The organism is Streptomyces sp. NPDC057307 (assembly GCF_042667665.1).
In the GTDB taxonomy this organism is placed as follows: domain Bacteria; phylum Actinomycetota; class Actinomycetes; order Streptomycetales; family Streptomycetaceae; genus Streptomyces.
Genome location: NZ_JBHUZM010000091.1, coordinates 19,619 through 30,697, shown reverse-complemented (window position 1 = coordinate 30,697; position 11,079 = coordinate 19,619). Strand labels below are relative to the sequence as shown.

Genomic DNA, 11,079 nt, shown 5'->3' with positions numbered 1-11,079 from the left:
GGCCTGGAGTGAGGAAGCCCGACCGGAGCGGCGCATTTCCCTGTGCCGGTCCGGCCGCCTTCGTTCGCCGCTCCCGCCGCCTTCACTCTCCGCCGACCCGCCCGTGCAGCAACAGCGAGAGCGCCGAGTGCACGTCGTCGAGCGACCGCTCCGGCTGGAACGCCTGCCAGTCCAGAGCCGCCACCAGCACCATCCCCACCAGCGCCGCGGCCGTCAGCGGGATGTCGATCTCCCGGCTCAGCTCGCCGCCGTCGATCCCCTCCCGGAGCACCTTCTCCACGACGGCGACGGCCTGCTGACGCACCACCAACAGCGTGGACTGCCACGCGCGGTTGGTGCGCCACAGCTCGGCCACGTACAGCTGGGTGAAGGCCGGATAGCGGTCGATGAAGGCGAGCCCCGCCCGGATCATGGCGTCCAGCGCCTCGACGCTCGTCCCGTCGCGCTGCGCCGTCTCGTCGGCCGCGGCCTGGAGGGAGGCGGTCAGCAGACCGACGCCGTGCCGCAGAAGCTCCTCGAACAGCTCGGTCTTGCTCTTGAAGTTGTAGTAGACCGTGCCCTTGGCGACTCCGGCGCGTTCGGCGATCTCGTCCACGGTCGTCGCCGAGAAGCCCTGTTCGGCGATGAGCGTCACCGCGGCCTCGTAGAGCTTCTGTCGGGTGGCCTGGCGGCGGGTGCTGCTCCTGTCCATGCGCCCGATTCTCACAGGTATCGGGGTACGGGTCCGACTCACAGGCTCAATTCGGGATGGAGCCGGTCCACGGTCCACACCTGCCCGCGGCGCGCGGAGACGGCGGTCAGGGCCAGCGCGCCCGCGGTGAACGCCGCGAGTACGGCGCAGCCCTGCCACACCGGCCCGAGCCCGCCGCCCGTGATGAGGACGCGCAGCGACTCCACCACGTAACTCATCGGCAGGAAGGGGTGGATGGCGTTGAAGAAGCCGGGGCTCGTCTGCACGGGGTACGTGCCGCCCGCCGACGTCAGCTGCAGCATCAGCACGGCGAGGACGAGGATCCGGCCCGCCGCGCCGAAGCGGGCGTTCAGCCACTGCACGACGGCGGCGAAGCAGCAGGTGACCAGGGCGAGGAAGCCGACCGTACCGGCGGCGCGGGTCAGCTGGAGGCCGAGTCCCCAGTGCAGTACGGCCATGAGCGCGCCGACCTGGAGCAGGCCGATGCCCACCACCGGGAGCCAGCCCGCGACGGCGATCCGCCACGCGGGGGCACCGGCGGCGAGGGCGCGCCGGTTGAGCGGCTGGATCAGCATGTACGCCACCATCGCGCCGACCCAGAGGGAGAGCGGGATGAAGTAAGGGGCGAAGCCGGTGCCGTAGTTGGGCGCCTCGTGGGTGGAGCGGGAGGCGAGCTGGACGGGGTCGGCCATCACCTCCGTACGGAGGTCGCGGTCGTTCTTGCCGTAGTCCGGGATCTTGCCGACGCCGTCGCCCAGTCCGGCGGCCAGCTCGGAGGAGCCGTCGGCGAGCTTGAAGAGACCGCCGTCCAGGCTGGTCGCGCCCGCTCCGAGCTTCTCCACCCCGGCGTCCAGGTCGGTGGAGCCCTTCTTGGCGGTGGTGAGCCCGGTGTGCAGTTCGTCGGCGCCCTTGGCGACCTTCTTGGCACCGGAGTTGAGCTGGTTGATCTTGGCGACGGCCGTCTTGAGGTCGTCCTTCAGATGAGGGGCCCGCCTCGCGAGGGCGTCCGCCTGCTCCTGGAGCTTCGCGAGCCGTCCGTCGAGCTTCGTCAGATCGCCGCTGTTGTCCTTGACGAGGGCGTTGACGTCGTCGGCCACCCGGGCCGCGTCCGCGGCCGCCGTCCTGGCCCGCTCCAGCGGCGGGCAGGCGGTCGCGTCGGGTTCGTCGGCCTCCTCGCAGCGGGTCCGGTAGAGATCCGCCAGGTCGGCGGACGCCTCGTGGGCGGCGGTCGCCGCGAGCGGCGCGCCCTTCACCAGGGCGTCGAGGTTGCCGCGCATCGCCCCGGACGAGTCGGCGACCAGGCGGGCCGTGTCGGCGATCGTCGCGCCGTTGTCCTTCAGATACGGACTCAGGGCCCCCGCCGCCCCGTTGACCTTGTCGGCCAGCGACTGCGTGCCCGCGGAGACCTGCCGCGAGCCCTTCTCCAGGTCTCCCGCGCCCTTGTCGAGCTTCTTGACGCCGCCCGCCAGTTCGCCGCTGCCCTCCTTGGCGTCCTTCAGACCGGCCGCGAGGTCCTTGGAGCCCTCCTTGGCCGTGCTGACGCCGCCCTTGAGCTTGTCGGCACCCTTGGCGGCCTTCTCCGTCGCGTCGTGGATGCCGGAGAAGGAGATGAAGATCCGGTCGAGGAAGGAACGCGACGCCTTGGTCGACGCCGCCGTCCGTACCTCGCCGAAGACGGTCCGGGAGATCTGGCCGACGATGTAGTTGTTGGCGTCGTTCGTACGGACCTGGAGCGCGGACGTCTCGGGCGTGTCACCGGAGCTGGAGGCGATCCGCCGGCTGAAGTCGGCGGGCATGGTCAGCGACAGGTAGTACGAGCCGTCCGCCACGCCCTTACGGGCCTCGGCGCCGCTCACCTCGTGCCAGTCGAATACCTCGCTCTCGCGCAGGCCGCGGGTGATGTCGTCGCCGGCGGTCAGCTTCTCGCCGGACGCGGTGGCGCCCCTGTCCTCGTTGACCAGCGCGACGGGGATCCGGTCGAGCCTGCCGTACGGGTCCCAGAAGGACCACAGGTAGAGCGCGCCGTACAGCAGCGGCAGCAGGGTGATCGCGACGATCGCGGCGCGCGGGAGCCGTCCCCTGCCGAACCGCCTCAGCTCAAGCGCGGCCAGTCTCGGCGAGCGCATCGGCCGTCTCCTTCCCGGTCGTGGTGTCCGCTGTCGGGTCGGCCTTCGGGCCGGTCGTCCGGTCGGTTGTCCGGTCGGCAACTCGGGGCGCGTCGGCCGGGCGGACGGTGGCGATGCCGGCGGGCGCCTGGCCGCAGACGGCGACGACGGTCGTACCGCCGGCCGCGACGGACCTCAACAGGTCCCAGGCGGCGGCCCGTTCAGCGTCGGAGAGCTTGAGGTCGAGATCGTCGACGGCGAGCAGGCGCGGCCGGCCGATGAGCGCCAGGGCCACGCCGAGACGCAGCGCCTCCAGCCGTTCCAGGTCGCGTACGGCGGTACGTCCGCCCTTGGGCAGGTCCGCGAGGTCGAGGCCCGCGGCCGCCAGTGCGTCGTCCGTACGGCTCCGCGCGTCGGCGGCGCGTTCGGCGCGGGGCCGCAGCAGGGCGCGGAGCGAGCCTCCCAAGGAGGTGTCGAACCTGCGCCGGAGCAGGGCCCGTTCACGCAGATGCTCGGTGACGGTCAGGGCCGGGTCGAGTTCGCTGACGCCCGCGACGGGGCCCAGCGCGCTGATACGGCGCACGGCGGCCATCGCGCGCGGCACCCGGAGCCCGTCGATCTCCGCGAATCCGGCGGTGGGGCGCATCCGCCCGGTGAGCGCGAGCAGGAGACAGGTGCGGCCGGTGCCGGACGCGCCCTCGACGGCGAGGATCCCGCCGGGGCGTACGTCGAGGCGCACATCCCGGAAGACCCAGCCGCGCGGCCCCTTCAGCCCGAACCCCTCGGCGACGACGGCGGCCCCGTGCGGTCCCGCCGTCGTTCCCACTCCCACGCCCACGCCCGCCGCCCCGTCGGCCGCCTCAGCGATGGCCGCGGCGGCTGTCCCGGCTCTCATGCGCCCTCCCCAGAGCTTTTGTACTGACTGGTCAGTGCAAAAGCTACTCCGAACGCGCGAACGAAGCAAAAGCGCAGGTCAGGACCGATTGTCAGTGGTGTGCCCCAAGATGGACACATACGGCCACAGAGCCGTCACAGAGACGACCAGGAGGTTCGTCATGGCCAGTTCCTACGCCGCAGCCGCACGCCGGCGAAGCACAGGCGGCCCTGCCCCCTCACTGACCGGCGCCACGACCGATGTCCACCCCGTCCAGAGGCGCGCGACCGCGCCGCCCGCCGCCCTCGATCTGCTCGCCCAGGCCCGTTCGGGACTGGACGAGGCCGCCACGCTCGAAGCACCCAACGAGCGCTATGCCACGGCCCATCTGGCGGCCCTGCGCACCGCGGCGGCGGTCCTCGCCGCCCGGGGCCGGCCCGAGCCCACGACGGGCACGCGCCGCAGGCGCATAAGGAGCGCCTGGGACGTGCTGCCCGAGATCGTGCCCGAGCTGTCCGAGTGGAGCGCCCTGTTCGCCTCCGGAGCCACCCGCAGGGCGCGGGCCGAGGCCGGCATAGAAGGCGCGGCCAGCAGCCGCGACGCCGACGACCTGCTGCGCGACGTGGCCATGTTCCTGCGCCTCGTGGAGCGGCTGCTCGTGCTCGAACCGGTACTGCCCCAGCCCCGCGCCGAACAGCCGGAGAAGGGCGGCGCCGCTGGGTGACGGGGACGGCCGACGGAGGCAATAGGCTGTGCGGAGCCTGCACCGTCCACGCCCCGCCACCAGGGGCGGCACCGCGCCGAGGAGTCAACTGCCGTGTCGGACCCTTCCCCTGCCTTCGGTGGAGAGACGCCGTCGCGCCCCCGTAGCTCCCTGCGCACCGCCGTGGTCTGGGAGGTGCTCAAACACGCCCTCGACACCCGCGCCGCCGCGGTGGGTACGGCGGGCCTCGACGTCCTCGACACCGGAGGCGGCACGGGCAACTTCGCCGTGCCCGTCGCCCGCCTGGGCCATCGGGTGACCGTCGTCGACCCGAGCCCCAACGCCCTGTTCGCGCTGGAGCGCCGGGCCGCCGAGGCGGGCGTCGCCGACCGCGTCAACGGTGTCCAGGGCGACATCCACGGCCTGTTCGACGTGGTGGAGCGCGGCGGTTACGACGCCGTGCTCTGCCACGGCGTCCTGGAGTACGTGGACGACCCGGCCGAGGGGGTCCGTAACGCCGTCGAGGCGCTGCGCCCCGCCGGTGCGCTCAGCCTCCTCGCGGCGGGTCTCGGCGGCGCCGTCCTCGCCAGGGCGCTCGCCGGGCACTTCACCGAGGCCCGGCAGGCCCTCACGGACGCCGCCGGCCGCTGGGGCGAAGGCGACCCGGTCCCCAGGCGGTTCACCGTCGAGCTGCTCACCGAACTGGTCGACAAGGCCGGTGTCGACGTGGGCGCGGTCCACGGCGTACGGGTCTTCTCGGACCTGGTTCCGGGCGTTCTGGTGGACACTCAGCCGGGCGCTCTGGACGCCCTTCTGAAGCTGGAGGCGGCCGCCGCGGAACTGCCCTCCTTCCACTCCGTCGCGAGCCAGCTGCACCTCCTGGGCGAGAAGCGGGCCTGACAGTGAACGCCCCCGAGCACTGATCGCGGGGCTGATCAGCAACGCAGCTGCACATGGAGTGCGCCACAGGCCCCCCGGCAAAGCGTTCGGCGCCGTATGATCGGGGTACGCCTTCCGGCATGACGGGTCGACGGTTGGGGAATCAACGCCTCAACGGCCGAGTCGGCATGGCGGCCCGGATTGGCGAAATGGCGTAGAGGGCGGGTTTCACGGGGGCGATTCCCTGCCTATCCTGAAGGGGCCGCATACCGGTCGCCCCCCGCGACCGACGACTAGGAGGACTCCGTGCCGCTCTCGGAGCACGAGCAGCGAATGCTCGAGCAAATGGAGCGAGCGCTGTACGCCGAAGATCCCAAGTTCGCGACAGCGCTTGAGGGAAGCGGGCTGCGTACGTACACCCGGCGACGGGTCTACCAGGCGGTCGCTGGCTTTCTGGTGGGTATCGCGCTCCTCATGACCGGTATGGTCGCCAAGCAGATCTGGATCGGCGTGGTGGGTTTCCTCGTCATGCTGGGCTGCGCGGTTCTCGCGGTCACCGGCTGGCGCAAGGCCCCGAAACCGGGTGAGCAACAGGCATCCGGCGAGGCCACGGCCGACCGCCGACAACCACGGCAGCGCCGCTCGTTCATGAACCGGATCGAGCAGCGGTGGCAGCGTCGTCGTGACGAGCAGGGTCAGTAGTACGGCCCAGGTTCCCAATCTTGCAGTAGTGGTGCAACGGCCGTGAGACACGGCACGTACGACTGAGGGGCGAACGCTTTCCGCGTTCGCCCCTCACCCGTCTCCGCGCACGGCGCATGCCCGCGCCCGCCCCCGGCCGGTCGACCCGGCCCCGCCTTTTCCGCCCGGACCTCGGATCCCACACGGACCCCGGACATACGACAGGGGCAGGGGTACGGGGCCCGAAAGCCGCCCTCGTACCCCCGCCCCCGAACTCCGGCCGGCCCGGTCGGCTCAGCTCCGCTGCCGGGACGGCCTGCGGAGCAGCGCCGCCCACCGGCGGTCCAGCTCCAGGCGGTGCGGTCCCCAGCGCTCCGTGACAGCCGCCCAGCGCTCGGACAGCCCCCACATCACCCGAATGGACGAGCGCGGCAGGAGAAGCGCGCGCTGCCGCGTCCAGCGGCCCACGGCTTCGCCCAGGCCCACGCGCACCCGCCCGACGTCGTCGGCGAGACCCGTCACGGGCAATGGCTCCGGCGCGTACAGCACCTGCTCCACCGCACGCGCCACCCGGTGCACGGCATCGCCGGCCTCGCCCTCCAGTCGCCCCAGCCGCACGATCCGGGCCGCTGTCCTGCGCGGGGTCTGCGAATCGTCGGGACGGATGCCGTGGTCCCAGGCCGTGTCGACGATCTCCCGCCAGGCCCCCAGCACGCGCGCCGTGGCATCGGCGGCCGTACGGCCCCCGGAACCGAGACGCCGGGCCCGGATCCTGGTGCGCCACAGCAGTGGCAGGAGCGGCACCAGCAGCACGGCCAGGACACCCAGCGTGATGCCGACGACCGTCCCGGCGGAGGTCCCCGAGTCAGACGGAGGCAGCGCCCCCGCCGGCGCGGTCGTGCCGCAGTCCCCGATCCTGGCGGCCTGGGGCGGGCAGCTCTCCGAGGCGGACGGCGACGAGTTCGGCGCGGAGGACGTGCTCGCCTCGGGCTGCGCCGGATCGCTCGCGTCGCCCGAGGGGGCCTCCGGGATCGTGTAGTCGGGTGCGCTGCCCCGGCTCGGCGTCGGCTCGAAGCGGGTCCAGCCGACACCCTCGAAGTACAGCTCGGGCCAGGCGTGCGCGTCACGGAGACCGACGGACATCGTGCCGTCCGACTGCGGGGTGCCCGGTGTGAAGCCCACCGCCACCCGCGCCGGAATGCCCAGCGTCCGTGCCATCGCCGCCATGGAGAACGAGAAGTGGACGCAGAAGCCCTCCTTCTCCCTGAGGAAGCGGCTGATGGCCGTGACGCCTGTGCCGGACGCGACCTGCGTGTCGTACGTGAAGCCGCCGTCCACGGCGAACCAGTCCTGGAGTCTGACCGCCCGCTCGTAGTTGTTCGCCGCGCCGGCGGTCACCTCACGCGCGGTGGTCAGCACCTCCGCCGGCAGGTTGTCCGGGACCTTGGTGTACTCCCGCACCAGCGAGTCGCGGGGCGGCGGCGCCGCGGCGAGCTGCTCGCGCGTCGGCTCCACCAGCAGGCTGCTGACCTGGTACTGCGCGCCCTGCGTCGTCTCGCCCCGGTCGCCGACCAGGGTCCGGCCGCTCGGTTCGAAGCGCCAGCGCCCCTCGATGTCCACCTCGGACGCCGGATAGGGCATGGGCAGATAGTTCTGCCGGTACCAGTCGGCGGCGGAGATACTCGTCCTGATCTCGGTGGTGTTGACGTCGCCGCTCAGACCGGGCGGATCGGGGAGCCTGTCCGGCACGTCCTCGACACTGCGCTGGGAGAACCGCCAGGACGTGCCGTCGAAGTCGTCCAGCGCCATGATCCGCAGATACAGGTCCTGGGTGCTCTCCGCGTTCGTCTGATACCGCAACGCCTCCCGGTCCTCGGGCTGGTTGAGGTTGTCCTGGAGCGACACCAGCGGATTGACGGCGGAGATCGTGCCACCGCCCAGGCCCGAACCGGCCCCGGTCCCCGTGCCGTTGAGCAGTCCGCCGTCCAGCGACGGCAGCGCGGCGGGCACGACGAGCGCGATTCCCAGCGCCATCACACCGATCCGGTGGCCCGTGCGGATCGGGGCCGCGGCCACGCCCCCGGTGTCCATCCCGGCGGCCGTACGCCCCGGCGCGCGCGGAGCGCCGCCGAAGACCCGGCCCCACTGCGAGAGCCGGTCCCGGCCCTCGGCCAGCAGCAACAGCAGATAGCCACCGGCCGCGAGCAGGAACCACAGCCAGGAGGCGCCGTCACCGGAGAGACCGGCGGCGACCGAGTACAGCGCGAGCAGCGGCAGCCCGGCCGGCGCCGCGCTGCGGAACGTCACGGCGAGCACGTCCACGGCGAGACCGATGACCAGCACTCCACCGACCAGCATCAGCTTGATGCCGTCGCTCGCCGGCGCCGGGATCGCGTACCGCCCGACGTCCTCGCCGCCCGCGTTCAGCAGCTCGCCGAAGCGCTGGAAGACGTCCGGGCCGGGCAGCAGACCGAACACGGCGTACTGCGAGGCGAACACCACCGTGAGCATCAGCAGTCCGACGACCGCCTGGAGCGCCACGGTCAGCGTCCTGGCCAGCGGAACCCGGCGGCCGAGCGCGCCCACCCCGACCAGGACCGCCAGCATGAACGCAGCCTGCGCGAACCAGCCCTTGTCCTGAACCAGGGGCAGCAGCGCGCCCGCCGACGTCAGCGTGGCGGCGAACGCGCACAGCGCCAGCCTCGCGCGACCGCTCATGACCATCCTCCGGAGAAGCCTGACGAGCCCTGTGCCGCACCTGTCTCGGTGCGCTGTTGTGCCGCCTGCTGCCACAGGTCGGGGAGCGCGACCCCGGTCGGCACCGTCAGGGCGGTCCAGCCTGACTCGCGCAGCTGCCGCAGCCGGTCCTGGACCCGCGCGGGCGGTTCGCCGTCGTCCTGGAGCCAGCCTGAGCTGTCCAGGACGAACGCCACCGCGGCGCCGCTGCGGTGCCGCATCCGCCCGGCCACCGCGGTCTGCTCCTCGTCGAGATCACCGAGGAAAGCGATCAGCAGCCCCTCGGTCCCACCGCGCAGCACGTCGTACGCGCGGGACAGGCCCGCTCCGTCGGAGTGGTCGACGACGGCGAGTGTGTCCATCATCAGTCCGGCCGCGTCGGCGGACTCCTGTGTCGACCCGGCGAACCCGTCGGCGCCCTCGCCGGGCACCGAACTCCCGGTGTCCGTCAACAGCCGTACGGCGAAGCCCCGTTCCAGCATGTGCACCAGCGCGGACGCCGCGCCCGACACCGCCCACTCGAAGGCCGAGTCGGGGCCCGCGCCCTGGTAGGCGAGCCGCCGGGTGTCGAGCAGCACCGTGCATCTGGCCCGCTGCGGCTGCTCCTCGCGGCGCACCATCAGCTCGCCGTAGCGCGCCGTGGAGCGCCAGTGCACCCGGCGCAGGTCGTCGCCGTGCCGGTAGCCGCGCGGGATGACGTCGTCCTCGCCGGCCAGCGACAGTGAACGCTGCCGCCCGTCGCCGTATCCCGCCGTCGCTCCCGCCAGCCGGACCGGGGGCAGCGGCTCGGTGCGCGGGATGACGGTCAGGGTGTCGTGGGCGCTGAAGGAGCGCGTCAGCTCGCACATCCCGAACGGGTCGCTCAGCCGCAGCTGGAGCGGACCGAGCGGATAGCGCCCGCGCAGGTCCGACCGCACCCGGTAGGAGACCTCGCGGCGCCCGCCCGCCTCCACCCGGTCCAGGACGAACCGGGGGCGCGGACCCAGCACGTACGGCACATGGTCCTGGAGCATCAGCAGACCGGTGGGCAGCCGCGACACGTTGTCCATCCGCAGATGGACCCGGGCCTCGGACCCCGCAGGGACCCGGGACGGCGAGAGCCGCCTGCTGCCCGCGACCCGGTAGCGCGTGCGGTACAGCGCGCCCACACAGACCAGCGGCAGGACGGCCAGGAGCATGCCCACCCGGAGCAGATCCGACTGACCGAGGACATAGGCGCAGACCGCCGCCGCGACGCCGGCGGCGAAGAAGGACCGGCCGCGAGTGGTGAGACCGCCCAGCGCCGCCCGCAGCCCGCCCTTGTCCTCGGTGCCCGAGGGGGCGGCGCCGGGCTCCATCACAGCCGCCGGACGCCCGGCTGCTGCCGGTCGTAGAGCGGTGCGGCGGCCACGGGAGCCTGCCGGCCGCCGTCTGCCGTCGGTACCGGGACGCGCTGGAGGATCTCCCGCACCACCTGCTCGGCGGTCTGCCGGTTGAGCTGTGCCTGCGCGGTCGGCAGCAGCCGGTGCGCGAGCACCGCGACCGCCAGCGCCTGCACGTCGTCCGGCAGCGCGTACTCCCGGCCGCTCAGGGCGGCGGACGCCTTCGCCGCGCGCAGCAGATGCAGCGTCGCGCGCGGTGAGGCGCCCAGTCTGAGATCCGGGTGATTACGGGTGGCCCCGACCAGCTCCACCGCGTACCGCCGCACGGAGTCGGCCACATGGACCTTCCGGACGGCGTCGATCAGCTTCACGATGTCGTGCGCGTGGGCCACCGGCTGGAGGTCGTCCAGCGGCGAGATCCCGCCGTGCACGTCCAGCATCTCCAACTCGGCCTCCGCGCTGGGATAGCCGATGGAGACCCTGGCCATGAAACGGTCGCGCTGCGCCTCGGGCAGCGGGTAGGTGCCCTCCATCTCGACCGGGTTCTGCGTCGCCACCACCATGAAGGGGCTGGGCAGTTCGTACGTCTGCCCGTCGATGGTGACCTGGCGCTCCTCCATCGACTCCAGCAGCGCCGACTGTGTCTTGGGCGAGGCGCGGTTGATCTCGTCGCCGATCACGATCTGCGCGAAGATCGCTCCGGGCTTGAACTCGAAGTCGCGCCGCTGCTGGTCGTAGATGGAGACCCCGGTGATGTCCGAGGGCAGCAGGTCAGGCGTGAACTGGATACGCCGCACCGAGCAGTCGATGGAGCGTGCCAGCGTCTTCGCCAGCATCGTCTTGCCGACGCCGGGGACATCTTCGATGAGCAGATGTCCCTCGGCGAGCAGCACTGTCAGCGAAAGCCGTACGACCTCAGGCTTGCCCTCGATCACACCTTCCACCGATGCGCGGACACGCTCCGCTGTGGTGGTCAGATCTGTGAGGCTCGCTCGATCGTCATAGGTCGTCACCCGGCCCTCCTCGGCCCGTTCATACGGGCCGAGGCT

At 72.3% G+C, this 11,079-nt stretch carries 9 protein-coding genes; 3 read left to right on the top strand and 6 right to left on the bottom strand.

Annotation, left to right across the window (positions count from 1 at the left end):
* Positions 1-82: 82 nt before the first annotated feature.
* Genes ACFUN8_RS25960 through ACFUN8_RS25950 form a run of 3 tightly spaced genes read right to left on the bottom strand, consistent with a single transcriptional unit; the run spans position 83 to position 3,691 of the window.
* Positions 83-691, bottom strand: a complete 609-nt coding sequence (locus ACFUN8_RS25960; RefSeq protein WP_383642138.1) for a TetR/AcrR family transcriptional regulator — start codon at positions 689-691, stop codon at positions 83-85.
* Between the two features lie 38 nt (positions 692-729).
* On the bottom strand, positions 730-2,817 hold the full coding sequence (locus ACFUN8_RS25955) for a YhgE/Pip family protein (RefSeq protein ID WP_383642136.1): 2,088 nt from the start codon (positions 2,815-2,817) through the stop codon (positions 730-732).
* A complete protein-coding gene (locus ACFUN8_RS25950) occupies positions 2,789-3,691 on the bottom strand; it encodes an ATP-binding cassette domain-containing protein (RefSeq protein WP_383642133.1) in 903 nt (300 codons plus the stop codon). The genes ACFUN8_RS25955 and ACFUN8_RS25950 overlap by 29 nt, the downstream gene beginning before the upstream one ends.
* Before the next feature lie 160 nt (positions 3,692-3,851).
* On the opposite strand from ACFUN8_RS25950, the gene ACFUN8_RS25945 reads away from it, so the two are divergent.
* The 3 genes from ACFUN8_RS25945 (at position 3,852) to ACFUN8_RS25935 (ending at position 5,954) form a co-directional block, all read left to right on the top strand.
* The gene (locus ACFUN8_RS25945) at positions 3,852-4,394 is read left to right on the top strand and encodes an SAV_6107 family HEPN domain-containing protein (RefSeq protein WP_383642130.1); all 543 of its coding nucleotides are present in this window, start codon (positions 3,852-3,854) and stop codon (positions 4,392-4,394) included.
* A gap of 93 nt (positions 4,395-4,487) precedes the next feature.
* Positions 4,488-5,273 (top strand): methyltransferase, encoded by a 786-nt coding sequence (locus ACFUN8_RS25940; RefSeq protein WP_383642127.1) that lies wholly within the window; start codon positions 4,488-4,490, stop codon positions 5,271-5,273.
* A 285-nt stretch (positions 5,274-5,558) separates the two neighbouring features.
* Positions 5,559-5,954 carry a DUF3040 domain-containing protein gene (locus tag ACFUN8_RS25935; protein ID WP_354607508.1) on the top strand — a complete coding sequence of 132 codons (396 nt, stop codon included), beginning with the start codon at positions 5,559-5,561 and terminating at the stop codon, positions 5,952-5,954.
* 273 nt (positions 5,955-6,227) lie between these two features.
* Here ACFUN8_RS25935 and ACFUN8_RS25930 read toward each other — a convergent pair whose 3' ends face one another.
* Genes ACFUN8_RS25930 through ACFUN8_RS25920 form a run of 3 tightly spaced genes read right to left on the bottom strand, consistent with a single transcriptional unit; the run spans position 6,228 to position 11,043 of the window.
* On the bottom strand, positions 6,228-8,651 hold the full coding sequence (locus tag ACFUN8_RS25930; protein ID WP_383642124.1) for a DUF3488 and DUF4129 domain-containing transglutaminase family protein: 2,424 nt from the start codon (positions 8,649-8,651) through the stop codon (positions 6,228-6,230).
* Complete coding sequence (locus tag ACFUN8_RS25925) at positions 8,648-10,006, bottom strand: DUF58 domain-containing protein (protein WP_383642121.1); 1,359 nt, start codon at positions 10,004-10,006, stop codon at positions 8,648-8,650. The genes ACFUN8_RS25930 and ACFUN8_RS25925 overlap by 4 nt, the downstream gene beginning before the upstream one ends.
* The gene (locus tag ACFUN8_RS25920; protein WP_383642118.1) at positions 10,006-11,043 is read right to left on the bottom strand and encodes an AAA family ATPase; all 1,038 of its coding nucleotides are present in this window, start codon (positions 11,041-11,043) and stop codon (positions 10,006-10,008) included. Before ACFUN8_RS25920 ends, ACFUN8_RS25925 begins: the two co-directional genes overlap by 1 nt.
* Positions 11,044-11,079: the final 36 nt, after the last annotated feature.